At 62.2% G+C, this 22,774-nt stretch carries 29 protein-coding genes; 15 read left to right on the forward strand and 14 right to left on the reverse strand.

Features of this window, described 5'->3' with window-relative positions:
- Positions 1-86 precede the first annotated feature (86 nt).
- Positions 87-1,070, reverse strand: a complete 984-nt coding sequence (locus NP503_RS27405; RefSeq protein ID WP_127272410.1) for a glutaminase — start codon at positions 1,068-1,070, stop codon at positions 87-89.
- A gap of 4 nt (positions 1,071-1,074) precedes the next feature.
- Entirely contained in the window at positions 1,075-2,223 is a 1,149-nt protein-coding gene (locus tag NP503_RS27410; protein WP_127272409.1) for a pyridoxal phosphate-dependent aminotransferase, read from the reverse strand.
- Positions 2,224-2,368: 145 nt separating this feature from the next.
- On the opposite strand from NP503_RS27410, the gene NP503_RS27415 reads away from it, so the two are divergent.
- The 6 genes from NP503_RS27415 (at position 2,369) to aat (ending at position 7,680) form a co-directional block, all read left to right on the forward strand.
- Positions 2,369-3,763 (forward strand): M48 family metalloprotease, encoded by a 1,395-nt coding sequence (locus tag NP503_RS27415; protein WP_127271627.1) that lies wholly within the window; start codon positions 2,369-2,371, stop codon positions 3,761-3,763.
- 61 nt (positions 3,764-3,824) lie between these two features.
- Complete coding sequence (locus NP503_RS27420) at positions 3,825-4,628, forward strand: DsbA family protein (RefSeq protein ID WP_127272408.1); 804 nt, start codon at positions 3,825-3,827, stop codon at positions 4,626-4,628.
- 148 nt (positions 4,629-4,776) lie between these two features.
- Positions 4,777-5,211, forward strand: coding sequence for a type II 3-dehydroquinate dehydratase (aroQ, locus tag NP503_RS27425; RefSeq protein ID WP_127269235.1), 435 nt, complete (start codon positions 4,777-4,779; stop codon positions 5,209-5,211).
- A gap of 26 nt (positions 5,212-5,237) precedes the next feature.
- A complete protein-coding gene (accB, locus tag NP503_RS27430) occupies positions 5,238-5,696 on the forward strand; it encodes an acetyl-CoA carboxylase biotin carboxyl carrier protein (protein WP_127269234.1) in 459 nt (152 codons plus the stop codon).
- Between the two features lie 10 nt (positions 5,697-5,706).
- Complete coding sequence (accC, locus tag NP503_RS27435) at positions 5,707-7,050, forward strand: acetyl-CoA carboxylase biotin carboxylase subunit (RefSeq protein ID WP_127269233.1); 1,344 nt, start codon at positions 5,707-5,709, stop codon at positions 7,048-7,050.
- Positions 7,051-7,062: 12 nt separating this feature from the next.
- Positions 7,063-7,680, forward strand: a complete 618-nt coding sequence (aat, locus tag NP503_RS27440) for a leucyl/phenylalanyl-tRNA--protein transferase (protein ID WP_127269232.1) — start codon at positions 7,063-7,065, stop codon at positions 7,678-7,680.
- A 9-nt stretch (positions 7,681-7,689) separates the two neighbouring features.
- On the opposite strand, the gene NP503_RS27445 is transcribed toward aat, so the two are convergent.
- The 3 genes from NP503_RS27445 to NP503_RS27455 form a co-directional block, all read right to left on the reverse strand.
- Entirely contained in the window at positions 7,690-8,076 is a 387-nt protein-coding gene (locus NP503_RS27445) for a hypothetical protein (RefSeq protein WP_127269231.1), read from the reverse strand.
- 75 nt (positions 8,077-8,151) lie between these two features.
- On the reverse strand, positions 8,152-8,742 hold the full coding sequence (locus NP503_RS27450) for a DUF2155 domain-containing protein (RefSeq protein WP_127269230.1): 591 nt from the start codon (positions 8,740-8,742) through the stop codon (positions 8,152-8,154).
- Positions 8,743-8,866: 124 nt separating this feature from the next.
- On the reverse strand, positions 8,867-9,265 hold the full coding sequence (locus tag NP503_RS27455) for an NADH:ubiquinone oxidoreductase subunit NDUFA12 (protein WP_013531353.1): 399 nt from the start codon (positions 9,263-9,265) through the stop codon (positions 8,867-8,869).
- 228 nt (positions 9,266-9,493) lie between these two features.
- Between NP503_RS27455 and panB the strand changes: the two genes are divergently transcribed.
- A complete protein-coding gene (gene panB, locus NP503_RS27460) occupies positions 9,494-10,336 on the forward strand; it encodes a 3-methyl-2-oxobutanoate hydroxymethyltransferase (RefSeq protein ID WP_127272407.1) in 843 nt (280 codons plus the stop codon).
- Complete coding sequence (gene panC, locus NP503_RS27465; protein ID WP_127272406.1) at positions 10,333-11,184, forward strand: pantoate--beta-alanine ligase; 852 nt, start codon at positions 10,333-10,335, stop codon at positions 11,182-11,184. The genes panB and panC overlap by 4 nt, the downstream gene beginning before the upstream one ends.
- Before the next feature lie 100 nt (positions 11,185-11,284).
- On the opposite strand, the gene NP503_RS27470 is transcribed toward panC, so the two are convergent.
- The 3 genes from NP503_RS27470 to gatB all read right to left on the reverse strand — a co-directional run bounded on the left by NP503_RS27470 (position 11,285) and on the right by gatB (position 13,705).
- Positions 11,285-11,629: an antibiotic resistance protein VanZ gene (locus NP503_RS27470; RefSeq protein WP_023812139.1), complete on the reverse strand. Its 345-nt coding sequence runs from the start codon at positions 11,627-11,629 to the stop codon at positions 11,285-11,287.
- A gap of 83 nt (positions 11,630-11,712) precedes the next feature.
- Positions 11,713-12,201, reverse strand: a complete 489-nt coding sequence (locus NP503_RS27475; protein ID WP_127272405.1) for a GNAT family N-acetyltransferase — start codon at positions 12,199-12,201, stop codon at positions 11,713-11,715.
- Between the two features lie 4 nt (positions 12,202-12,205).
- Positions 12,206-13,705, reverse strand: coding sequence for an Asp-tRNA(Asn)/Glu-tRNA(Gln) amidotransferase subunit GatB (gene gatB / locus NP503_RS27480; protein ID WP_127276897.1), 1,500 nt, complete (start codon positions 13,703-13,705; stop codon positions 12,206-12,208).
- Between the two features lie 296 nt (positions 13,706-14,001).
- Between gatB and NP503_RS27485 the strand changes: the two genes are divergently transcribed.
- Positions 14,002-14,259: a YjhX family toxin gene (locus NP503_RS27485; protein ID WP_127269620.1), complete on the forward strand. Its 258-nt coding sequence runs from the start codon at positions 14,002-14,004 to the stop codon at positions 14,257-14,259.
- Positions 14,260-14,307: 48 nt separating this feature from the next.
- Here NP503_RS27485 and NP503_RS27490 read toward each other — a convergent pair whose 3' ends face one another.
- Positions 14,308-14,739 (reverse strand): CBS domain-containing protein, encoded by a 432-nt coding sequence (locus NP503_RS27490; protein ID WP_027039198.1) that lies wholly within the window; start codon positions 14,737-14,739, stop codon positions 14,308-14,310.
- A gap of 87 nt (positions 14,740-14,826) precedes the next feature.
- The gene (locus NP503_RS27495) at positions 14,827-15,585 is read right to left on the reverse strand and encodes a rhomboid family intramembrane serine protease (RefSeq protein ID WP_127269621.1); all 759 of its coding nucleotides are present in this window, start codon (positions 15,583-15,585) and stop codon (positions 14,827-14,829) included.
- 388 nt (positions 15,586-15,973) lie between these two features.
- Here NP503_RS27495 and NP503_RS27500 point away from each other — a divergent pair, with 388 nt between their 5' ends.
- From NP503_RS27500 to NP503_RS27515, 4 genes are all read left to right on the forward strand, one after another.
- Positions 15,974-16,606, forward strand: a complete 633-nt coding sequence (locus tag NP503_RS27500) for a PAS domain-containing protein (RefSeq protein ID WP_023812148.1) — start codon at positions 15,974-15,976, stop codon at positions 16,604-16,606.
- 177 nt (positions 16,607-16,783) lie between these two features.
- Positions 16,784-17,401 carry a PilZ domain-containing protein gene (locus NP503_RS27505; protein ID WP_236383445.1) on the forward strand — a complete coding sequence of 206 codons (618 nt, stop codon included), beginning with the start codon at positions 16,784-16,786 and terminating at the stop codon, positions 17,399-17,401.
- Positions 17,402-17,512: 111 nt separating this feature from the next.
- The gene (locus tag NP503_RS27510) at positions 17,513-18,121 is read left to right on the forward strand and encodes a transglutaminase-like cysteine peptidase (RefSeq protein WP_127269622.1); all 609 of its coding nucleotides are present in this window, start codon (positions 17,513-17,515) and stop codon (positions 18,119-18,121) included.
- 264 nt (positions 18,122-18,385) lie between these two features.
- Positions 18,386-18,934, forward strand: coding sequence for an ankyrin repeat domain-containing protein (locus tag NP503_RS27515; protein WP_127271822.1), 549 nt, complete (start codon positions 18,386-18,388; stop codon positions 18,932-18,934).
- Between the two features lie 54 nt (positions 18,935-18,988).
- On the opposite strand, the gene NP503_RS27520 is transcribed toward NP503_RS27515, so the two are convergent.
- Together NP503_RS27520 and NP503_RS27525 are read right to left on the reverse strand one after the other, a co-directional pair.
- Entirely contained in the window at positions 18,989-19,516 is a 528-nt protein-coding gene (locus tag NP503_RS27520; RefSeq protein ID WP_127271824.1) for a gamma carbonic anhydrase family protein, read from the reverse strand.
- A gap of 19 nt (positions 19,517-19,535) precedes the next feature.
- Positions 19,536-19,877: a hypothetical protein gene (locus NP503_RS27525; protein WP_127271612.1), complete on the reverse strand. Its 342-nt coding sequence runs from the start codon at positions 19,875-19,877 to the stop codon at positions 19,536-19,538.
- 125 nt (positions 19,878-20,002) lie between these two features.
- Between NP503_RS27525 and NP503_RS27530 the strand changes: the two genes are divergently transcribed.
- Entirely contained in the window at positions 20,003-20,728 is a 726-nt protein-coding gene (locus tag NP503_RS27530) for a hypothetical protein (protein WP_127271611.1), read from the forward strand.
- Between the two features lie 69 nt (positions 20,729-20,797).
- Here NP503_RS27530 and NP503_RS27535 read toward each other — a convergent pair whose 3' ends face one another.
- On the reverse strand, positions 20,798-21,001 hold the full coding sequence (locus NP503_RS27535) for a DUF3126 family protein (protein WP_013531334.1): 204 nt from the start codon (positions 20,999-21,001) through the stop codon (positions 20,798-20,800).
- A gap of 151 nt (positions 21,002-21,152) precedes the next feature.
- Positions 21,153-22,001: a serine O-acetyltransferase gene (gene cysE, locus NP503_RS27540; protein WP_013531333.1), complete on the reverse strand. Its 849-nt coding sequence runs from the start codon at positions 21,999-22,001 to the stop codon at positions 21,153-21,155.
- Between the two features lie 147 nt (positions 22,002-22,148).
- On the opposite strand from cysE, the gene NP503_RS27545 reads away from it, so the two are divergent.
- Complete coding sequence (locus NP503_RS27545; RefSeq protein WP_127268140.1) at positions 22,149-22,754, forward strand: hypothetical protein; 606 nt, start codon at positions 22,149-22,151, stop codon at positions 22,752-22,754.
- Positions 22,755-22,774 lie beyond the last annotated feature (20 nt).

The raw sequence follows: 22,774 nt of genomic DNA on the forward strand, positions 1-22,774 counted from the left end.
TGCTGGATCGCGAAAGGCTAAAACGCTTCTTTGATTCCAAGCATGTCGTTGTCCCAAAACCGCTGCGCACTTTTGGGTGACATGCATCACGGCGCGAAGATCGACCAGTTCATCATCCTGGCCAGCTTTTCCAGCGCGATCGACCCCAGCTTGGAGTTGCCGTTGGCATTGAGGCCCGGCGACCAGACGGCAAGCGACGCCACGCCCGGCACGATGCCCAATATACCGCCGCCGACGCCGCTCTTGCCGGGGATGCCGACGCGGAAGGCGAAATCGCCGGAGCCGTCATAATGGCCGCAGGTCAGCATCATGGCGCCGATGCGGCGTGCCCGCTCGGCCGACACCACGGAATGCCCGGTCGCCGGGTTCTTGCCGCCATTGGCGAGGAAGCGGCCGGCGAGCGCCAGTTGCCGGCAACTCATGGCGATGGCGCAGTGGTGGAAGTAGACGCCCAGCGCCAGTTCCGGCGCATGGTGGAGATTGCCAAAGGATTTCATATAATTGGCAAGCGCGAAGTTGCGGTAGCCGGTGGCGCGCTCGGACGCCGCCACCTCGCGATCGATGATGATCGTCTCGTCGTCGGCGAGGAACTGGATGAAGCGCAGGATCTCGCCGATCGCCTCGCGCGGCTGGTGGCCCGCAAGCAGGATGTCGGAAATGACGATGGCGCCGGCATTGATGAACGGGTTGCGCGGAATGCCGTTCTCATGCTCGAGCTGCACAATCGAGTTGAATGGATTGCCTGACGGTTCGCGGCCGACCCGCTGCCACAGCGCGTCGCCGACATTGCCGAGCGCCAGTGTGAGGGTGAACACTTTCGAGATGCTCTGGATGGAAAAGGCCTGGTCGGCGTCCCCCGCCGTCAGCACGCGCCCGTCATTGGTAACCGCTGCGATGCCGAATTTCTTCGGATCGACCTTACCCAACTGCGGAATGTAAGAAGCGACATCACCGCGATCGGTGCGATCGGCCATTTCGGCAGCGACTTCGGCCAATGCCTGATCAAGTTTGGAGGCCTGATCAAGTTTGTGGGCCTGATCAAGTCTGAGGGCCTGTTCGAGTTCCGGCATGGCGCTACCTCAACCAGCGTTCGAGGCGCGCCATCGCCTCGATCATGTCGTCGTGGCTGCCGGCGTAGGAGAAACGCATCGTGCGGTGCCCGGCCTGAGTGTCGAAGTCTTGGCCGGGTGTTGCCGCGACATGCGCCTCGGCCAGCATCTTGCGCGCGAAGGCCATGCTGTCATTGGTATGCCTGGTGACGTCACAAAAGGCATAGAAGGCGCCGTCCATGGGCGCCGCCAGCGGAAAGCCGAGTTCCGGGAGGCGTTTCATCAAAAGCTCGCGATTCCAGGCATAGCGACCCTTGACCGCCTCCAACTCCTCGGTCGCCCTGAACGCTTCGATCGCCGCGATCTGCGACAGTTCCGGCGGCGAGATATAGAGGCTCTGGGCGACGCGCTCGACCGGCCGCACCAGCTCTTGCGGCAGCACCATCCAGCCGATGCGCCAGCCGGTCATGCAGTAATATTTGGAGAAGGAGTTGATCACGGTCACGTCGCCTCCATAGGCAAGCGCCGTGGTGTCGGGGGCGGCATAGGCGAGCCGGTGATAGATTTCGTCGGAGATGACGGCGATGCCGAGGTCTTGTGCCGTCCTCACCAGGGCCGCCAGTTCATCGGCCGGTATGACCGCGCCGGTTGGATTGGCGGGACTGGCGAAGAGAACGCCTTTCAGCGGCTTTTCACGATGCGCGGTCTCGAGATGGCCGGCATGCAGGTAGGCGGCGTCGCCGAGCTCGATCTCGACCACCTCGATGCCGAGCGCGGCCATGATGTTGCGATAGGCGGGATAGCCGGGTGCCGCGATGGCGACGCGGTCACCCCCGTCGAACATCGCCAGGAAGGCAAGGTTGAAGGCGGCCGACGATCCAGTGGTTACCGCGATCCGGCCGGGCTCGATATCAAGCCCGTAATGATCGGCGTAGTGTCCGGCGATCGCCTTGCGAAAGCCTGCCAGTCCCAGCGCGTCGGTGTAGCCGATGCGTCCATCCTGCAGCGCCTTGGCGGCTGCGGCGCGAACCAGAACCGGTGCGGGATCGGAGGGCTGGCCGACGGCCATCGAAACAACCGGCACGCCCTGGGACTTCAGCCGGTTTGCCTCTGCCAGAATGTCCATCGCATGGAAGGGCTCGACATTGCCACGACGTGAGAGCGAGACGACCATTAAACCAGTATTCCCGATGACTGACGGCGCCAGGCACTGGCGCATGTGCCGCACAAATGCCCGATTGATGTGAGGATCACAAGTTGAGGAAGTTTCCGGCGCCGACTTTTCATCTTTCGCCCGCTCGTCTACCAGTGGAGCCATCATGTTGAGCCGACCCAGATCGACGATTGCCCAGGCAGCGCGCGTCTTCGCGACGCTTTCGCTTGGCGTTGCCGTTGCAATGGCGAGTTCGGTCAGCGCCTTTGCCCAGAACGTGCCGGTGGTGCGCGACGCCGAGATCGAGGCGCTGGTTCGCGATTACGCGCGGCCGATCTTCAGGGCGGCTGGCCTGGCGAATGACGGCATCGACATCGTTCTGGTCAATGACCAGAGTTTCAACGCCTTCGTCACCGGGCGCCGGCTGTTCATCAACACCGGCGCGCTGATGACGGCTGAAACGCCCAACGAGATCATCGGCGTCATCGCCCACGAAGCCGGTCATATCGCCGGCGGCCACCAGCAGAAACTCCGCGACCAGCTTGAACGCGCCAAGACGATGGCCATCATCGCGACGCTGCTGGGTGCCGGTGCCATGGTCGCCGGCGCGACAACCAATAGCCGCGGCCTTGCCGGTGCGGGCGTGGGCGTAGCCGCCGGCGGCGGCGAGATGGCACAGCGCAGCATCCTCGCCTACCAGCGCACCGAGGAGATGACGGCCGACCGCTCGGCGATCACCTATCTCAACGCCACCGGCCAGTCCGGCATGGGCATGCTGAAGACGTTTCACCGCTTCCAGACTGCGCTGTCGCTCTCGGGCGCGCAAGTCGATCCCTACCGGATCAGCCATCCGATGCCGCGGGATCGTATCTCCAATCTCGAAGTGCTGGTGAAACAGAGCCCCAATGTCGACAGGCCGGACCCGCCCGCGCTGCAGCAGCGCCATGACATGGTGCGGGTGAAGATCGCCGTCTACATGGAAGGCCAGGCGGCTGCGTCGCGGCTGATGCGAAAGATGCAAGGGACCCTCGCCGCGCTATATGGCGACGCCCAGTCGACCTACCTGTTCGGCAACATCGCCGCCGCGCTCGCCAAGACCAATGCACTGATCAAGGCGCAGCCCAAGAACGCTTACTTCCAGGAACTGCGCGGCGACATCCTGATGAAGGCAAACAAACCCAAGGAAGCCGCGGACGCCTACGCCAAGGCGGTCAGCCTCGATTCGGCGCGGTCCGGTCTGCTGCCGGTGTCCATGGGCCAGGCGCTGATGGCCGTCGGCACGCCCGACTCTCTGAAAAAAGCCGTCGTGCAGATCAACAACGGCCTCGGGCGCGACAAGGAAAATTCAGCCGGGTATCGCTATCTGGCACAGGCCTACGGTGAGTTGGGTGACATACCGGGCGCCGAACTTGCCACCGCCGAAAGCCATTTCTATTCCGGCAACTACAAGGATGCGAAGATTTTCGCCATGCGGGCGCAGCAGCAGATGAAACGCGGCGAGCCGCGCTGGCTTCGCGCCCAGGATATCATAAACTACAAGCCGTCAACCAAGATCAAGTGAACCTTCCGGCCGCGCGCCACGACATAGCCAGACCGGAAAACAGGTAGAAGGAACAGGAACGATGAAAAAGGCACTGCTGCTGGGCACCACGGGGGTTGCGGTCGCCCTGGCCATGCTGGCTTTCGGATTCGTTGCCGGAAACCCGCAGATCGCCAAGGCCGGTACCGCACAGCCGGTCGAGACCGCGGCGGCCGATACCAAGATCGACCGCACCGAGGTCGAAGGCATCATCCGCGACTATTTGTTGAAAAACCCGGAAGTCCTCCTGGAAGTCCAGGACGCGCTTGAGGCCAAGCAGAAGGAAGAGCAGCGCATCGCTCATCTCGGCGTGATCAAGAATGCCAAGGACCAGATCTTCAACTCCGCCTTCGACGGCGTCGTCGGCAATCCGAACGGCAAGGTCACCATCGTCGAGTTCTACGACTACAATTGCGGCTTCTGCAAACGCGCCATGGACGACATGCAGGCGCTGACCAAGACCGATCCGGACCTGCGCTTCGTGCTCAAGGAATTCCCCATCCTTGGACCGGAATCGCAGAAGGCGAGCGTGGTCTCGATGGCCTTTCACCTGATGCACCCGGAAAAGTACGGCGAGTTCCACAATGCGTTGCTCGGCGGCCAGGGACGCGCCACCGAGGCGTCGGCAATCAAGGTCGCGCTGTCGCTCGGCGCCGACGAAGCGGCGCTGCGCGAGAAGATGAAGGACCCGACAATCAACGAGGCCCTCGCCAAGACCTACGATCTTGCCAACAAGCTGGCGATCACCGGAACGCCGTCCTATGTCATCGGCAACGAGGTGGTGTTCGGAGCACTCGGGCAGGAAGTGCTGGCAGAAAAGATCGAGGCGGCGAAAGCCGCGCTCTGATCTTGCTCGCCAGCTATTTCTCACGGGCACATTTCCGCCTGTTGTGGACAGTGAAAGAACGCACTTGTGCTCTTTCCGCGGGCGGCTATGCCCATTATAGAGGGCCCAGCGCGCCGGCTTGATGACGGCGCCGGGAAAGGTCGGCTTTTTGAAAACGGTTTTCGTCCTGAACGGTCCCAATCTCAACGCGCTCGGCAAGCGCGAGCCGGGCATCTATGGCGGCAAGACGCTTGCCGCGATCGCCGACGACTGCAAGCAGGCAGGCGAGGCGCTGGGGTTCGAGATCGATTTCCGCCAGTCGAACCATGAGGGCGACCTTGTCGACTGGATTCAGGAAGCTGGCGACAAGGCTGTCGGCATCGTCATCAATCCGGGCGCCTACAGCCACACCTCGATTGCCATCCACGACGCCATCCGCGCCGTCGCGCCGTTGCCGGTGGCCGAAGTTCATCTTTCCAACATCCATGCGCGGGAACCATTCCGCCACATCTCCATGGTCGCGCCGGTCGCCGTCGGCATGATCTGTGGCTTTGGGCCGCTCGGCTATACGCTGGCGCTACAGGCGCTGGCCGCACGCCTATGACCGGCCAACAAACAGAAGGCTCGAAAATGTCGATAAAGAAGACCGGTGTTGACCAGCAACTGATCCGCGATCTGGCGGGCATACTGAACGACACCAATCTCACCGAGATCGAGGTTGAACTGGGCGACCTGAAGGTGCGCGTCTCGCGGCAGGCGCCGGCTGTTCATGCAATCGCAGCGCCGCAGCAGGCCTATGCGCCGGCAGCAGCGCAAGCTGCCTCCGCAGCTCTGCCCGTTGTGGCAGATATTTCCAAGAACGCAGTCACCTCGCCGATGGTCGGCACCGCCTACCTGGCGCCGTCGCCGGACGCCAAGGCGTTCATCGAAGTCGGCCAGAAGGTCAAGGAAGGCCAGACGCTGCTGATCATCGAAGCGATGAAGACGATGAACCAGATCCCCTCGCCACGTGCCGGCACGGTGACCGCGATCCTTTTCGAGGATTCGCAGCCGGTCGAATATGGCATGCCGCTCGTCGTGATCGAATAGAGCGGGCCTGATGTTTCAGAAGATCCTCATCGCCAATCGCGGCGAAATCGCCCTCCGGGTGCTGCGCGCCTGCAAGGAACTCGGCATCCAGACGGTGGTGGTGCATTCGACCGCCGATGCCGACGCCATGCATGTGCGGCTCGCCGACGAGAGCGTCTGCATCGGTCCGCCGCCATCGCGCGACAGCTATCTCAACATCCATCAGATCGTTGCGGCCTGCGAAATCACCGGCGCCGACGCCGTGCATCCGGGCTACGGCTTCCTGTCGGAGAACGCCAAATTCGCCGACATACTGGCCGCGCACAACATCACCTTCATCGGTCCGTCCGGCGACCATATCCGCATCATGGGCGACAAGATCGAGGCCAAGCGAACCGCCAAGCGCCTCGGCATTCCGGTTGTGCCCGGTTCGGACGGCGCCGTCACCGACCAGAAGGAAGCCAGGCGCATTGCCGCCGAGATCGGCTATCCCGTGATCATCAAGGCATCGGCCGGTGGTGGCGGTCGCGGTATGAAGGTCGCCCTCACCGAGGCTGACCTGGAGATCGCCCTGCAGACGGCGAGCACGGAAGCCGGTGCGGCGTTCGGCGACGATGCCGTTTATATCGAAAAATACCTGGAAAAGCCGCGCCATATCGAAGTCCAGGTGTTCGGTGACGGCTTTGGCCGCGGCGTGCATTTCGGTGAGCGCGACTGTTCCTTGCAGCGCCGCCACCAGAAGGTCTGGGAAGAGGCGCCCTCGCCCGCCCTCAATGCCGAAGAGCGCGCCCGCATCGGCGGCATCTGCGCCAAGGCCATCGCCGATCTCGGCTATTCCGGCGCCGGCACCATCGAGTTCCTCTACGAGAATGGCGAGTTCTACTTCATCGAGATGAACACGCGCCTGCAGGTCGAGCATCCGGTGACGGAAGCGATCACCGGCATCGATCTCGTGCATGAGCAGATCCGCGTCGCCTCCGGTGGCGGCCTCTCGGTGAAGCAGGAGGACATCAAGTTCAACGGCCACGCCATCGAATGCCGCATCAACGCCGAGGACCCGCGCACCTTCACCCCCTCGCCCGGCACGATCACCCATTTCCACACACCGGGCGGCCTGGGCATCCGCGTCGATTCCGGCGTTTATTCCGGCTACAAGATCCCGCCATACTATGACAGCCTGATCGGCAAGCTGATCGTGCATGGGCGTAATCGCGTCGAGTGCATGATGCGCCTGCGCCGCGCCCTGGACGAGTTCGTCGTCGACGGCATCAAGACGACGTTGCCGCTGTTTCGCGATCTCGTCGGCAATGCCGACATCGCCAATGGCGACTACGACATCCACTGGCTGGAAAAATACCTGGCCAAGGAAGACTAGCGCGGAGACGCGATGACCCGCCCCTACGCGCCCGGCTATCGCATCCCCACCGACCTTCTGCTCAAGGCATACGCCTCGGGCGTCTTCCCGATGGCCGAAAGTGCCGGCGACCCGGAGGTGTTCTGGGTGCGGCCGGAGACGCGCGGCATCATTCCGCTCGATGGTTTTCACGCGCCGAAAAGCCTCAGGAAAACGATCAGGAAGAACCCCTTCGACATCCGTTTCGATTTCGATTTCGAAGCGACCATCGACGGCTGCGCCGAAAAGCGCGTGGAACGGCGCTCGACCTGGATCAATGCGCCGATCCGCGAAGCCTATGTCGAGTTGCATCGGATAGGCCATTGTCATTCGGTCGAGGCGTGGCGCGAGGACCGGCTGGTCGGTGGCCTCTATGGCGTGTCGCTCGGCCGGGTGTTTTTTGGCGAGAGCATGTTCGCCAGGGAGACGGACGCTTCCAAGACCTGCCTTTTCTATCTCGTCGAGCGCTTGAAGGCACGCGGCTTCGCTCTGCTTGACACCCAGTTCACCACCGAGCACCTCAAGCGCTTCGGCGCGGTCGACGTGCCGCGCGGCAAATATGAAAAGATGCTGGCCGACGCGCTGAAGGGCGAGGCCGTATTCTATCCCTGAAGATTGAGCCTACTTCCCAGTGGCGGCTTCCAATGGCGTCTGCGAATGGAACATCATCTTCCAGCCGTTGACGCGATGGACATAGCCGGTGCTGACCAGCGCGACGTAAGGTTCGCCGTTCTCGCGTGTCGCATGTGCCTCGTAGGTCAGCATGATGATGTCGCTGCCCGGCTCGATAATACCCTTGAGGTCGATTTTCAGGTCGCGCCAGCGGTTGGGCCTGGTTGCGGTCTTGGCGAGATCCGCATTGTCCATCGCCTGTGCCATCTGCGGAAACGCCACCAGGCATTCGGTGTCGACATTGGCCGCATAGTAGGCCGCGTCGCCCGTCCAGAATCCCTTTTCAAGTTCCAGCAACTCTGCCTTGCCAGCCGTGATCCGCTTGCTGTCTGACATCGGAAGATCCTCCCTGCGCATAGATGCGCGCTCATCCGTGCCCCAACGTATGGTGGCAAGGAGGGTTCCGGAGGATCAGTTGGTGTCGGTCGTATCGGGGTCCGAAGCGTCCGGCTCCGTCACGCCAGGATCTGTCACGTCCGGAGCGGTCGCGGCTTTCGGTTTGGCCGCCGCGGGCTTGGGCGCCTCGGCTTTGGTTGCGTCAGCCTTGGCGCCGTCGGGCGCCGGCACATCCGACTTCTGCTTGCATTCCTTCAGCCAGACGTCGTAGACGGCATGCTCGACGGCATTGAGGCCGGGGCTTTCGGCAAACATCCAGCCGGTGAAGATGCGGCGAATTTTGCGGTCGAGCGTGATCTCGTCGACCTCGACGAAGGAATCGGTCTTCGGCGCCTCGGCCTGCGGCCGCGAATAGCAGACGCGCGGCGTCACCTGCAAAGCGCCGAACTGCACCGTCTCGTCGATATAGACATCGAAGGTGATGATGCGGCCGGTAATCTTGTCGATACCGGCAAACTCGGCAACGGCATTGGTGACCCGGTCCGCTCCGGCGGGCAGCGCCGGCGCGGGTGCCGCGGGCTCAGGCGAAGCGGCGAAGGCCACGGTGCTGACGGCAAGACCGGCGGCTAGCGCCAGACTGGCCGATATTGAGTAAGAAAAGCTCATGCAAAGATACCGGTGGTTCGCGCCCGGGTGATTCTGTCGATCGCCAAGGCTAGTCGCCGTTTTCTGATCAGCAAGCAGCTAAACACCAATTGTGGCGATAAAGGACCGGCTTGCACCCTGTCGCCTACGACCCGGGTGTCCAGGCATCGTAGTCGCCGGTGACCTGCGGGCGGTGCTGATTGGTCAGCACCGAGCCCTTCGGGCGATAGGCCGCCGGGCTGCCGGTCAGATTGGGCTGATGCGGCTTTTGCCAATCGCGCGGCTTGTAGTCCTCGCTGGACGGCGCGACGTCGACGCGGTGGTGCATCCAGCCGTGCCAGCCGGGCGGTATCGCCGAAGCCTCCGAATAATTGCGGTAGATGACCCAGCGGCGCGTGCGGCCTTCCGAATCGATGCCGCCTTCGTAATAGAAATTGCCGGTCTCGTCCTGGCCGACCTTCTTGCCGTACCGCCACGTGTGCAGGCGGGTTCCTATCGTCTGGCTGTTCCACCAGGTGAAAAACTGCGTAAGGAAAGTCTTCATTTCAAAACCCTCGCGCCGGCAGCGCCCGTTTTCCTGCTTATGGCGTCAGGCCTTGCCGAAGGCAAGGCTTTTGCCACGGCGTGCGCGCAAATGGCTTGCCTGAAGCCCGACACAAGCCTGTGATCCTCCCGGTCGCTGCATGCACGCTTGCCAAGCCTTTGCGGTATTTCTAAAGCTCTGCGCGCCCATGCCTGCATCCAGCCCGGCTTGAGGCCAAGGAGGTGACGATTGGCCACGGAATTGCCGACCACCGACATTCGCATCAGCGCCGAGGCGATTCGCCACCGCAAGGGCGGCACGCCGATCGTTTGCCTGACCGCCTATACCTATCCCATCGCCCGTCTGCTCGATCGCCATGTTGACCTGCTTCTGGTCGGCGACAGTGTCGCCATGGTCCTGCATGGCCACAAGACGACGCTGGGCGCCTCGCTGGAGATGATGATCGCACATGGGCAGGCCGTGATGCGCGGCTCGGCCAGGGCCTGCGTCGTCGTCGACCTGCCGGCCGGCACCTATGAGGCAACGGCAGCGCAAGCCGTCAACTCGGCGCGGCGGGTCGTCGACGAAACCGGCTGCCAGGCGGTGAAGCTCGAAGGCGGCCTCGACATGATCAGCCAGATCGAGGCCATCGTCGCCGCCGGCATTCCGGTGATGGGACATATCGGCCTGCAGCCGCAATCGGTCGAGAAGGACGGCGGCTACAAGATCAAGGGCCGCACCGAGGAGGCTGTTGCGGCATTGCTTCGCGATGCGCTCGCCGTCGAGAATGCCGGCGCTTTCTCGGTGGTCATCGAAGGCACGGTCGAGAGGGTCGCCGCCGATATCAGCCGCCGCCTCGCCATTCCGACCATCGGCATCGGTGCCAGCGGTGAATGCGACGGCCAGATCCTGGTCATCGACGACATGGTCGGGCTGACCGTCGATCGCGTGCCGAAATTCGTCAAGGAATACGCCGACCTGCGCAGCGTGATCTCGCATGCGGCGGAAACCTATGCAGCCGAGGTGCGGGGCCGGACATTCCCCGGCCCCGGCCATGTCTTTTCGGCGGCAAACAGCAGGGACGACACATGAGCCAACCCGTCGTCGTCGACAGCGTAGCCGCACTTCGCGCGCAAATCCGGGACTGGCGGCGCGACGGCCTTCGTGTCGCCATGGTGCCGACCATGGGCGCTTTGCATGACGGGCACATCTCGCTGGTCAGGATCGCGCTCCAAAAAGCCGAGCGCTGCGTCGTGTCGATCTTCGTCAACCCGACGCAGTTCGCGCCGAGCGAAGACCTCGACAAGTACCCGCGCCAACTCGCCCGCGACCTCGAGCAGTTGGGCGCGGCAAAGGCCGACCTTGCCTTCACACCGACGGTTGGCGAGATGTATCCCGCGGGCTTCGCCACGAAAATCTCGGTCGGCGGCCCCTCCGGCGGGCTCGAATCGGACTTTCGGCCGACCTTTTTCGACGGCGTCGCCACCGTGGTGGCAAAGCTCCTCCTGCAGGCAACGCCCGACTGTGCGGTCTTCGGCGAGAAGGACTACCAGCAGCTTTGTGTGGTGAGGCAGCTCTGCCGCGACCTCGACCTGCCTGTCGAGATCATCGGCGCACCGACGATACGCGACGCGCATGGTCTCGCCATGTCGTCACGCAACGCCTATCTCGATGAGGCCGAACTGAAGATCGCCCGCCAACTCAACGTCATATTGCGCAATACGGCTGCGGCCCTGGCGGCAGGCGCCGGCCAGAGCGACGCAACCGAAGAGGCCAGCCGCGCCCTCATCGCCGCCGGCTTTCAAAAGGTCGACTATGTCGAGGTACGCCAAAGCCTGACGCTTGCGCCATGGCGCCGAAACCGCGAAGGGCGTCTTCTCGCGGCAGCATGGCTCGGCAAGACCAGACTGATCGACAATGTGGAGGTTCCCGCTGTCTAGCGCGAAGGCTCGATCCTTCGGCCAGACAGACACGGGCCGACCACAGTCGATGGTCCCGTACTCTTTGGGGTCGACGTATCGCGGCGGATTGCTGCCGCGCCTAGCTCTCGCTCTTTTGTCCGCCGGCCCTGACGATCAGGTGTCCCGCCACGATCCCAACCACCCCGGCAAGGGCTTTCACCAATGCATCGATGAGGCGTGCATGGCGACCGGGATCAATGAGCTGAAGCAGTTCCAGCATGCCGGCGGTCACAGCCACGAAGATCACGACCTGGTACAGTCGGTTGGGGAAGCCGATCGCCAGGGCGAAGCCCAACAGGACATAAGCCAAGGCACGCTCGACATTCGCTTCAGCGAGGTGCGGCCGCATCTGGATCGGCGACAAGGTCGCGAAAATGATGATGGCGAGCAGCGCCAGCGCTGTAATGCGGGACAGTTTGGTCATGCCCTTGCATATCCGTCGTGAGCCGGCACAGCAAACGCCGCGATGACGCATGGCCAGGTCGCTCTATTCATCCCGGTGGCAATCTATCCGAGCGACTTCTCGAAACTCAGCGTCGTCGGTCTTGAGGTATCGCGGGACTCCTCCGCGGCACTGACAGGCAAAAACCCCTTCGACCGGTAGAAAGCAATGGCGCCGCCATTGGCCTCCTCGACCTCGACGCGCAGCGTTCGCGCTTCCGGGAAACTGGCCTCGACCTCGTCGAGCAGTGCTTGCCCGATCCCGCGCCTTTGGCAGTCCGGATGGACGTAGAGCTGGTTCAGCAGGATGATTTTCGCATCGGCGGTGGCGGCGGCGAAAGCCATGCCGCCGATCCGCTTGCCATCATCGGCCACCAGGAATTCCGAATTCGGCCGCGTCAGCCGCGAGCGGAGCGAAGCGACCGAGTGCCATTCGTCGGTGATCTCGGTGACTTTGGCAGCGCCATAAATGGCGTCATAGGTCGCATGCCACGTTTCCACCAGCAGCGTCCGCACAGCGGCAAGGTCGCGTTCACCTGCGGTGCGGACGAACACGGCGCTACTCGATGCCCAGCTTGGCCTTGACGAGGTCGTTGACGGCTTGCGGGTTGGCCTTGCCGCCGGTCGCCTTCATCACCTGGCCGACGAACCAGCCGGCCATGCTCGGCTTGGCGCGCGCCTGTTCGACCTTGTCGGGATTGGCGGCAATAACGTCGTCGACGGCCTTCTCGATGGCGCCGGTGTCGGTGACCTGCTTCATGCCACGGCTCTCGACCAGTTGGCGAGGGTCGCCGCCCTCATTCCAGACGATCTCGAACAGGTCCTTGGCGATCTTGCCGGAGATGGTGCCATCCTTGATCAGATCGATGACCGCACCGAGCTGCTCGGGTGAAACCGGAGCGTTTTCAATGTCTTTTCCGGCCTTGTTCAATTGCCCGAGCAGATCGTTGATGACCCAATTGGCGGCAAGCTTGCCGTCGCGGCCGGCGGCCACCTTCTCGAAATAATCGGCGATCGGCTTTTCCGACACCAGGATCGAGGCGTCATAGACGGACAGGCCGAGCGACGCGATCAGCCGCGCCTTCTTGTCGTCCGGCAGTTCCGGCAATTCCTTGGCCAGCGCATCGACATAGGCCTGGTCGAATTCCAGCGGCAAAAGGTCGGGATCGGGGAAGTAGCGGTAATCATGCGCCTCTTCCTTGGAGCGCATCGAACGCGTCTCGCCCTTGACGGCGTCGAACAGCCGCGTCTCCTGATCGATCTTGCCGCCATCCTCGAGGATGGCGATCTGCCGGCGCGCCTCATAGTCGATGGCCTGGCCGATGAAGCGGATCGAGTTGACGTTCTTGATCTCGCAGCGCGTGCCGAACTCGCCGCCCGGCCTGCGCACCGAAACGTTGACGTCGGCGCGCATCGAACCTTCGTCCATGTTGCCGTCGCAGGTGCCGAGATAGCGCACGATGGTGCGCAGCTTGGTGACATAAGCCTTGGCCTCGTCGGCCGAGCGCATGTCCGGCTTGGAGACGATCTCCATCAGCGCCACGCCGGAGCGGTTGAGATCGACATAGGACATGGTCGCATGCTGGTCGTGCATCGACTTGCCGGCATCCTGCTCCAGATGCAGCCGCTCGATGCCGACCTCGATGTCCTCGAATTCGCCCTGGCGGTCCGGGCCGACCGAAACGATCACCGTGCCTTCGCCGACGATCGGCTGCTTGAACTGCGAGATCTGGTAGCCCTGCGGCAGGTCGGGATAAAAGTAGTTCTTCCGATCGAAGACCGACTTGTGGTTGATCTGCGCCTTCAGCCCCAGGCCGGTGCGGATCGCCTGCTTGACGCATTCCTCGTTGATGACCGGCAGCATGCCCGGCATCGCCGCATCGACCAGGCTGACATTGGCGTTGGGCGGCGCGCCGAAGGCCGTCGAGGCGCCCGAAAACAGCTTTGCTTCCGACGTGACCTGCGCATGGACCTCGAGGCCGATGATGATCTCCCAGTCGCCGGTGGCACCGGAAACAAGGCGCTTGGCGTCGGGTGTGCGGGTGTCGATGAGGGACATTGTGGCCTGCGTATTGGAACTCGGATTATGCATTTACGCATATTTTGGTTTGCAACTTCGCTAGTGCAAACCGCTTCGCGAGACAAGCGCCCAAAAAACACAAGCGCAAAGCCACGGACTGGCCTTCTCAGCCGCTTTCGCCTATAGGACGTCCATTCCAATGGAGAGTGGATGTCCACTTACGCTCAGTCCCGGTAAGGCCCTGACCTCTTGGCGAGGCAGGGCAGAAAACCTGAAACCCCGTGCCGCGAAGCTTCGCGGCGGCGGCATTTTTTGTTTTCCCGGAAAACTCTCACATGGATATTTCGCGCACTGAACAGCGCATCCTGCACCTGCTCGCGCAGGGCGGACGCATTGAAATCGAAAAGAACGACAAGAAGCGGATCGCCTCCGTCAAATGCCTGACCCGCGACGGCTGGCACTATCCGGACGTCGATCTCGACATGTTTCGAAAGCTGAAGCGGAAGAAGGCGGTTTCTTCGTCGGGAGGCGGCCCCTACCGCATCACCCGGCGCGGGCTCGCACTCGTCCGCTCCGAACTCGACAACAGGTAGCCCGCGGTTCCGCCGGTCGGTTCTCCGGCCGGCGGTTCGCCTCACCGTTCAGGCAGTGGCGATATAGGCCCTGATCTGGTCGGCCTCGCGCTCGACATCCTCGATGCGGCGCTTGACCACGTCGCCGATGGACACGATGCCATCGAGCATGCCGTCCTTTTCCACCGGCAGATGGCGGAAACGGCCGCGGGTCATAATCTCCATCACCTCGTTGACGGTGTGATTTTCGTTGCAGATCTTCACCTTCGGCGTCATCGCCGAACGCACCGCGATATCGAGCGCGGCTCCACCTTCCCGGGCGACAACCCGGACGATGTCGCGCTCTGACAGGATGCCGACGATCTTGCGATCGCCATTGGTGATGACCAGCGCACCGATCTTGTGCTCTGCCAGGATGCGGATGGCTTCGCTCAGCTTTTCGTTCGGCCCGAGCGTCAACACGTCATGGCCTTTTCTCTCGAGAATTGCCTTCACCGTCATGGCGTCCTCCTCTGCTTTGCCTGCCGGTTCCTGCCCTGACCGGCCTTCACGTAAGAGTGAACATCGTGCGCCGTGATCGGTTGCATTTCAAGTGCGGTGGTCAGTCGTCTCCCACTCGGGCGCCTGCCATCGCCTGTCGAACCAGCGCAGGCCGAAGAAGCCCGCGACAAAGCCGCCAATATGAGCCTCCCAGGCGATCTGACCATCTACCCCTGGGGCAAACCCGAGCAGGCCGGTGGCGAGATTGATGACCATCCACATGGCGAGGAAGATCACGACACCGCGCAGGCGCAATACGAATGCGATCGGCAGCACAGGGCCGGCGAAGGCGGCCTTGCCGGCCGAACGGTCGGTGCGGAAGCCGAAACGCGCCGCAGCCCCCATCATGCCCGATATCGCACCGGAAGCCCCGACCAGCGGCGCCTCACCATAAGGATGCATCGCCCAGAAAAGCGCGACCGAAGCCAGCCCGGTTGCGGCAAAAAACAGCGCGAACCACAGCGCTCCCAGACGGTTTGCCAATGGTGAACCAAACGCGGCGAGCCACACCATATTGATGGCGATATGGGCAAAGCCGCCATGCATGAAGGCATAAGTGAAGGGCCGCGAAAACAGGAACCAGTCGAAGCCGTATTGCCCGGTGTAGAGAACGGGGATGAAGGCCCCGTCATACAGCAATGTCATCTGCTGGGATTCGCTCAACACATATTGCTGCAACAGGTAGACGACGACACAGATGCCGATCACCGCCAGCACGACGGGCGGCAGGTTGAACACCGGCTCGCGCCGCGGTTCAGGTGCGCCCTCGACCGGGTCGACTTCCGAGGGAGATGCCGGTTCACTCATTTGAAATTGCACTCTGCGGGATTCGGGGCTCGAGCATCTAGATCACCACGGACCGAACCGCAAACCGCGAATCGCCGCGGCGCGAATCAAAAAAGAAGCCGTTCAAGGTTTCCCTTGAACGGCTGGTCGAGCCCCCTGCTCCCCTAAAACTCTTGACTGAAGTGCTGCCGATCGTCGCGAAACGACCGCTTCTGGAGTGGTTTTTGTGTGCCACGGGGCTCGCTTCGATGCAACGTAAACCACTTGTTAACCTTAACGGCCCCGACCCGTGAACAAGTGTTAACGACGCTGGCACGCTTCCTGCTCCGCAACGCATGTAGGTCATCGGAGGGCGCCCTTCTGTTCACCGATGGGACATCAGACGACAGATTGCGCGGAGCAGCATAGTATGAACCAGAATGGATCGATCACGCTGTTCCAATATTGGAACCGCCTGCGTGATGGACGCCCTGCCCCGAAGCGTTCGGAGGTCGAGCCGGCCGACATCAAGTCGCTGCTGGCCGACACCTTTATCCTGGAGCGGGACACGCGCGGACAGGCCGTATTCCGGCTGGCCGGCACCAGGCTTTGCGCCTGCTACGGCCGCGAACTCAAGGGGTTTTCCTTTCCATCGCTGTGGCGCGAGAAGGATCAGCGGCTCGTCTCGCGGCTGATCCATGGCGTCTTCGAGCAGAAGTCGGTCGTGCTCATCAGCTATGAGGGTTTCAGCCGCAACGGGCGCTCCAACAAGTTCGAACTGCTTGCCCTGCCGCTGGACGGCGGTGTCGAAAATCCGCGTTGCCTGGGCGTCATCAGCGCCGTGGAGAAGCCCTTCTGGCTGGGTGCCGATCCGATCACCGACGCGTTGATCGATTCGATACGCGTCATCGATCCGGAGAAGGAGCTTCTCAACAATCGCCCGGCGATCGATGTTCCCTCGCTCGTTCCCGATGAACTTGGAGCACCCGAGACGATCTCGGCGCTCGGCCGGGCGCGCCGCATCCGCCATCTCGTCGTGTTCGATGGCGGGCGCGAGGAATAGTCCGTTTGCGGCCTGATGCACGTCGCCCAAAACTGCGCGGCTGTTTTGGCACCGCGACCTGCAAAAAGGAAACCCCTGGAGCGCCCGCTTTTTCCCTTTGTTAACCCGCTTTGTTGTACTTCTCTGATGAAGTTCCTCGCATCGGCGCGCGGGATGCCAAACGGGGTGTAGGCAGTCATGAGGTCAGCGGCGGTCGACTATGCGCCGTCCCAAGCTGAAAGGCGTAACTTTCAGCGCGTCCGGGTTAAAATCTACGGACGCTTCATGCTGGAAGACCGCACCGAACACCCCTGCCAGGTCGTCGACATGTCACCGGGCAATGTCGCGTTTCGCACCGACCGCATCGGCATGCCCGGCGAAAAAATCATTGCCTACATCGATCATATCGGCCGCATCGAAGGTGTAGTCACCCGCACCTTGCAGGACGGTTTCGCGATGACCGTCATCGCGTCGGATCGCAAGAAGGACAAGCTGGCCGCGCAATTGACCTGGCTCGCCAACAAGCATGAACTCGACCTGCCGGAAGATCGCCGCCACGAGCGCGTCGCGCCGCGCAATCCGACCAGCGTGCTGCAGCTCACCGACGGCCGCCAGTACCAATGCCGTATAATCGACCTTTCGCTCTCCGGCGCCGCGGTCGAGATCGACGTCAAGCCGGCGATTGGCATCCAGTGTGGCCGGTTTTTTGTTTTCGACGCCATGACCGGCATGCTTAGCCCACTCTTGGCGGGCTTGGGAGCCCTCCGCGCACCGAGATTGGCGCCTCAATATGCAAACGAATTAATACTCAAATGATTCAAATTTTACGTTTATTCTACTGGAGTTTTACTCAATATCTACTTCGAGCTTTTGCGTCAAATAAATCCACATGTGGCAATGTCTCCTTCGAACGGGGAGACTACAACAATGAAGAACACGAGGGGCAAGCTGTTGCTGGTGGCAATGGCGATGCAGCTTTCCGCTTGGGGATCAGCATATGCCGCGGGACCGGCCTATATGCACACCGGCGGACGCACCACCCAGCCTGTTGGCCATTATGAGTTCTGCCAGCGCAGTCCTGGCGAATGCAGCGAACGGACCCCGAAGGGTGCGCCGGTCGAACTGACCCGCAAACTGTGGGCGACGATCGTCAACATCAACAATTCGGTCAACACTCGCATCAAGCCGCGCACCGACATGGAAAACTACGGTGTCGAGGAATATTGGGCCTATCCGGCCAATGGCTATGGCGATTGCGAGGATTACGCGCTGGAAAAGCGCCGCGAGTTGATGGATGCGGGCGTGCCGGCCGGCAATTTGCTGATGACAGTGGCGCGCCAGCCGAATGGCGACGGCCACGCGGTGCTGACCGTGCGCACGAGCCTGGGAGAATTCATCCTCGACAATCTCGAGACCAAGGTCCTGTCCTGGACGGACACCGACTACACCTATCTCAAGCGCCAGTCGGACCAGAATTCCGGCGTTTGGGTGACGATCAATGACGGCCGCTCCGACGCGGTCGCCAGCGTCCGCTAGAACAGAGCTCAAGCGCGCCGCGTGAATGCGAGGCGCTTCAGGAGAAACCCGGTCGAGTCCCCACCCTCCCCGTCCCCAACGACCGGGTGAAAGGAGCCGGCCCCGTCCCCGGGCCGGCTCCGCCATTTCTGGCGGAGAATCGAAAACCAATCAGCCTGCGGTAGGCTGAAGATCCCAATCTCATTCAGTCGAATCGTCCCGCCTTCCCACGCCCGGAAGATCGAGGCACTATAGGCCGTCAGTTTCGCCTTCTGGATCACGGCCATGTTGGAAATCCCGGAAGATCGATGCGAGCGCCATCGCCTGTTCAACGTTATCGACGATGCCTTCAAGGCCGGCGACTTCGAGGGCCTCGGCGTGGCGTTGGGCGGCTCTTCCCGCTGGTTCGACGAGCGCATGCCGTTCGAGCTCGGCCTCGGGCATCCGCTGGAATATGCGATCTATTGGAGCCCCGTCGGCTTCATCTCGTCTTTGCTGGATGCCGGCTCGAATCCAAACTATCAGGATCACGGTGGGTTTCCGTCCATCATTGCAGCGCTGTCCACCGACCGCGCCGACCGGCTGGACATCGTGCGGGTTTTGATCGACGGCGGTGCCGACCCCAACATGCGGGGCGTCAACGACTGGACGCCGCTGCACTATTCGGTGGCCATCCGCAGTGTCGATGCGATCGGCCTGCTTTTGGCGGCGGGCGCCGACCCGGTGCTCGAAACCCGCATCGATGACTACAGGACCGCGATCGAGGAAGCCGAGATTGCCGGCTTTGAAGGCGGTGCTTCCTTGCTGCGCGATGCGATGGCCGGGCGCAACTGACGGACAGTGAGTTGGGGCGCGACGAAACCACCGCCAGCAAATGCCAGGCTGATCTCAGACCTTCTTCAACCCCGCCTTGAAGCGTTTGCCATTGGCGACATAGTGCGCCGCCGAGCCGCGCAACCTGGCCACGGCCGCGTCGTCCAGCACCCTGATCGCCTTGGCCGGCGAACCGACGATCAGCGAATTGTCCGGGAATTCCTTGCCTTCGGTGACCAGCGCACCGGCGCCGACCAGGCAATTCCTGCCGATTTTCGCGCCGTTCAGCACGATGGCGCCCATGCCGATCAGGCTGTTGTCGCCGATCGTGCAGCCATGCAGCAAGGCGCGGTGGCCGATCGTGCAGCCTTCCCCGATCGTCAGCGGGAAACCGGGATCGGTGTGCATGACCGTATGTTCCTGCACATTGGTGTCGGCACCGATGACGATGGGCTCATTGTCGCCGCGGATGACGGCGCCGAACCAGAAGCCGGCATTGCGTCCGACCCTGACGTCGCCGATCAGCGTCGCATCGGGTGCGATCCAGTTCGAACCCGCATCGGCGAAGCTGGGCTCTGTTCCATCGATCGCATAAAGCGGCATTTCTGGTCTCCGAATCGTCTCAAGCTGGCAGCTCGGACCCTAGGAGACGGACCGTCCATGAGGCAATGGCAAGCACGACGACGCCCAGCGCCAAGGTCCACGCAATTGCCGTGCAGCCGCAGGACATCAGCGCCAACGTTGAAATGCGGCGCTGACGCCGGGCATCGATGGCATCATTGACCAGCATGAAGGGTCCGGCACAGGCAGTGGCGAGCAGCGAGCGCAAGACATGTGACGGCGACACATAGGGTTCGGTGAAGGCGACCTTGCGGCCCGACACCAGTTCCATAGCCGATCCGGCCAGCCCGCAGGCCGTCAACCCGACGGCAAAAGCAAAGAGTGTGAGTTCCAGCGGTCCCATCTTAACTTTCCATTTACCATGAAATTGCACAGTCGTTCCACGCAGGCTGCAAGAGCCGTGCCGTACGATGTGTGCCGCCCAGGGACACTGGAGGCGGACGGACGGCCCGAGATCCGAGGACTGAGATGAAGCAGGCAGCGCTCGCCAACGAACTCACTGTGGTCGATTCCAGGCTGATGAAGCGGGTGCTCTACGGATTCGCGGCGCTGGCCCTGCTTTCAGCAGCGATCAGCCTTGCAGGCAAATGGTTTGGCCATTCGATCGCCATGGCCGGATACACCGACGACGCAACGATGCACCAAGTGGTGATCGGCAACAATGTCATCACGGTCCCGGCCAACGCCATCCGTTTCGCCCAGGCCCGGCGCGACGGCATCGCCTCGCGGCTCGACCTCTATCTGCGCTATCCCCAGATGGACGGCTACAGCGAGGCCGCGCGGGATGATTTCAACCATACGGGGACAGCCAAAAGCATCGTCTTTCTGGCCTTCGAACAGCAGATGATGTCGCGTGACATGAGTGGCCGCTTCGCGCCGATCTACAGCGCGTTGATCATCCAACCCGGCATTGTCGGGCCTGGCGGCACGATGATTTATGGTTTCAACGAGAAATCAGGCTATCTGAACGAGGTGCTGGTTGTCGGCAATCGCCCCGGCAAGGAGCCGTTTGTGGCCCGTTGCCTGAGCGGACCGAGTGCCGACCAATCGCTGGCGCCTTGCGAGCGCGACATCCAGGTCGGCGACGAGCTCAGCCTCACCTATCGCTTCCCAAGGGAGTTTCTGGGCGATTGGCAGGCGCTCGACGCGGCAATCGCCACTGAAGCCGGGCGCGTCCTGAAAACAGGACGTTAAGAAAGCCTCGGAAGGTCCGGCCGGCCGGCCGCATTCGAGGCGGAGCCGGCCGAGCGCAAAATCGCTGGCTCAGGCCAGATCGATGTCGAGGATCGCCATCGAGAAATTGTAATCGCCGTCGTCCTCGTCCTTGAAGACGATGCCGAGGAATTCGTCGCCGACATAGACCTCGGCCGAATCGTCCTTGCGCGGCCGTGCCTTGACCTCGAGCTTGGGGTTCTGGAAGACGCGCTTGAAATAGGCGTCCAGCTTTCTGATTTCGTCCGGCTTCAACAGTCTTCTCCGATCATCGGGCTTGCTCGTTCGAACGCGCTTCTGGCACGTCGACAATGGCGATGTAAAGGCAAGCGGCCTGATAAGGCGAGACAACCGCCCGCTCCTGCCCGCGGCCGGAATCCGACAGCAGACGACGGCGCCGTGAAAATCAGATGTCGAAACTGACGACCTGATCCATCGTCTGCGACGGCAGAAGCTGGTCCATCTGGCGCGACGGCTGATCGCAGCCGGTCTCACCGACGACGCGGGCCGGCACGCCGGCAACCGTCTTGTTGTGCGGCACAGGCGACAGCACCACCGAGCCGGCCGCTATCTTCGAGCAATGGCCGATTTCGATGTTGCCGAGGATCTTGGCGCCGGCGCCGATCAGCACGCCGTAGCGGATCTTGGGGTGGCGGTCGCCGCCGGCCTTGCCGGTGCCGCCCAGCGTCACGCCATGCAGGATCGACACGTCGTCCTCGATGACAGCGGTCTCGCCGACCACGAGGCCGGTGGCGTGGTCGATGAAGATGCCCTTGCCGATGCGGGCGGCGGGGTTGATGTCGGTCTGGAAGACCGAGGACGAGCGGCTCTGCAGATAGAGCGCGAAATCCTTGCGCCCCTGGTTCCACAGCCAATGCGCCAGCCGATGGGTCTGGATGGCGTGGAAACCCTTGAAATAGAGCACAGGCATGATGAAGCGGTCGCAGGCCGGATCGCGATCGTAATAGGCCTGGATGTCGACACGCACCGTCGTCGGCCACTCCTTGTCGTCGGCCAGCATGGACTTGAAGGTCTGGCGGATGAGATCGGAGCCGATGTCCTGGTGCGCCAGCCGCTCGGCCAGCCGATGAATGACTGCTTCTTCCAGGCTGTCCTGGTTGAGGATGGTCGAATAGAGGAATGCAGCGAGCAGCGGGTCGCGGTTGACAGCCTCCATGGCCTCGTCGCGGATCGAACGCCAGATCGGATCGACCGGCTTCAATGCGCTGTGTCGGGAAATGCTGATGCTGTTCATCGCCGTCTCGTCCTGCGTCCTGCCTGGCTTGCCTGTTGTGCTTGCCTGTTGCCTGGCCGCACATATAAGCCAGATCATAGCACGATTGAACTCAATTTTCCTTAGTGCTTTGTCAAATGGATTTGGTTCGCGGGAATTCAAGCAGCCATGGAAAACGAACCCTTGATCGACGACGCGCTGAAAAGCGAGCTTTCGGCGCTCTACCGGGCACAGGGCCGCCACTACCACAACCTTGCCCATATCGAGGCGATGCTGGCACTCGCTGGCGACTATCGAGGATTGCTCGGCGACCCCGAGGCGATCGAAGCGGCGATCTGGTTCCACGATGCCATCTATGACAGCAAGGCCAAGGACAATGAGGCGCAAAGTGCTGCCCTTGCCGAGAAAAAGCTGGCGGGCCGCGCAAATCCTTCACGCCTCAACCGCATCTCGGCAATGATCGTCGCCACCGCCACGCACCAGGTGCCGCCGTTCGAAGACGCGGCGGCCACACGGGACGCAAGTCTTTTCCTGGATATGGATCTGTCGATCCTGGGAGCCGCGCCGGACGCCTTCGACGCCTATGAGCGCGCCGTGCGGCGCGAGTACCACTGGGTGGAGGAGCCAATGTGGCGGGCCGGACGCAGTGCTGTCCTGAAGACTTTCCTCGCCCGCCCGCACATCTTCCACACTGAAGAGTTTCGCCAGCGCTTCGAACCGCAGGCCAGGGAAAACATGACGCGGTCATTGCAGGCCCTGCAAACCTCTTTGTGATCTTCGCCGGTGGCGCGCTT

The sequence above is a fragment of the Mesorhizobium sp. SEMIA396 genome (assembly GCF_024518615.1).
Classification (GTDB): Bacteria; Pseudomonadota; Alphaproteobacteria; order Rhizobiales; family Rhizobiaceae; genus Mesorhizobium.

Excerpts from the sequence above, each read along its gene's own strand:
- aat (WP_127269232.1), top strand. The coding sequence starts at position 7,063 with ATGACCCGCCCCTACGCGCCCGGCTATCGCATCCCCACCGACCTTCTG.
- NP503_RS27405 (WP_127272410.1), bottom strand. The coding sequence starts at position 1,070 with ATGCCGGAACTCGAACAGGCCCTCAGACTTGATCAGGCCCACAAACTT.
- NP503_RS27525 (WP_127271612.1), bottom strand. The coding sequence starts at position 19,877 with ATGGGACCGCTGGAACTCACACTCTTTGCTTTTGCCGTCGGGTTGACG.
- gatB (WP_127276897.1), bottom strand. The coding sequence starts at position 13,705 with ATGTCCCTCATCGACACCCGCACACCCGACGCCAAGCGCCTTGTTTCC.
- NP503_RS27510 (WP_127269622.1), top strand. The coding sequence starts at position 17,513 with ATGAAGAACACGAGGGGCAAGCTGTTGCTGGTGGCAATGGCGATGCAG.
- NP503_RS27450 (WP_127269230.1), bottom strand. The coding sequence starts at position 8,742 with ATGAGCTTTTCTTACTCAATATCGGCCAGTCTGGCGCTAGCCGCCGGT.
- NP503_RS27530 (WP_127271611.1), top strand. The coding sequence starts at position 20,003 with ATGAAGCAGGCAGCGCTCGCCAACGAACTCACTGTGGTCGATTCCAGG.
- NP503_RS27490 (WP_027039198.1), bottom strand. The coding sequence starts at position 14,739 with ATGACGGTGAAGGCAATTCTCGAGAGAAAAGGCCATGACGTGTTGACG.
- NP503_RS27505 (WP_236383445.1), top strand. The coding sequence starts at position 16,784 with ATGAGGTCAGCGGCGGTCGACTATGCGCCGTCCCAAGCTGAAAGGCGT.
- NP503_RS27445 (WP_127269231.1), bottom strand. The coding sequence starts at position 8,076 with ATGTCAGACAGCAAGCGGATCACGGCTGGCAAGGCAGAGTTGCTGGAA.
- NP503_RS27500 (WP_023812148.1), top strand. The coding sequence starts at position 15,974 with ATGAACCAGAATGGATCGATCACGCTGTTCCAATATTGGAACCGCCTG.
- NP503_RS27415 (WP_127271627.1), top strand. The coding sequence starts at position 2,369 with ATGTTGAGCCGACCCAGATCGACGATTGCCCAGGCAGCGCGCGTCTTC.
- cysE (WP_013531333.1), bottom strand. The coding sequence starts at position 22,001 with ATGAACAGCATCAGCATTTCCCGACACAGCGCATTGAAGCCGGTCGAT.
- NP503_RS27410 (WP_127272409.1), bottom strand. The coding sequence starts at position 2,223 with ATGGTCGTCTCGCTCTCACGTCGTGGCAATGTCGAGCCCTTCCATGCG.
- NP503_RS27515 (WP_127271822.1), top strand. The coding sequence starts at position 18,386 with ATGTTGGAAATCCCGGAAGATCGATGCGAGCGCCATCGCCTGTTCAAC.
- accC (WP_127269233.1), top strand. The coding sequence starts at position 5,707 with ATGTTTCAGAAGATCCTCATCGCCAATCGCGGCGAAATCGCCCTCCGG.
- NP503_RS27495 (WP_127269621.1), bottom strand. The coding sequence starts at position 15,585 with ATGAGTGAACCGGCATCTCCCTCGGAAGTCGACCCGGTCGAGGGCGCA.
- NP503_RS27485 (WP_127269620.1), top strand. The coding sequence starts at position 14,002 with ATGGATATTTCGCGCACTGAACAGCGCATCCTGCACCTGCTCGCGCAG.
- accB (WP_127269234.1), top strand. The coding sequence starts at position 5,238 with ATGTCGATAAAGAAGACCGGTGTTGACCAGCAACTGATCCGCGATCTG.
- panC (WP_127272406.1), top strand. The coding sequence starts at position 10,333 with ATGAGCCAACCCGTCGTCGTCGACAGCGTAGCCGCACTTCGCGCGCAA.
- NP503_RS27455 (WP_013531353.1), bottom strand. The coding sequence starts at position 9,265 with ATGAAGACTTTCCTTACGCAGTTTTTCACCTGGTGGAACAGCCAGACG.
- NP503_RS27470 (WP_023812139.1), bottom strand. The coding sequence starts at position 11,629 with ATGACCAAACTGTCCCGCATTACAGCGCTGGCGCTGCTCGCCATCATC.
- NP503_RS27420 (WP_127272408.1), top strand. The coding sequence starts at position 3,825 with ATGAAAAAGGCACTGCTGCTGGGCACCACGGGGGTTGCGGTCGCCCTG.
- NP503_RS27520 (WP_127271824.1), bottom strand. The coding sequence starts at position 19,516 with ATGCCGCTTTATGCGATCGATGGAACAGAGCCCAGCTTCGCCGATGCG.
- NP503_RS27545 (WP_127268140.1), top strand. The coding sequence starts at position 22,149 with ATGGAAAACGAACCCTTGATCGACGACGCGCTGAAAAGCGAGCTTTCG.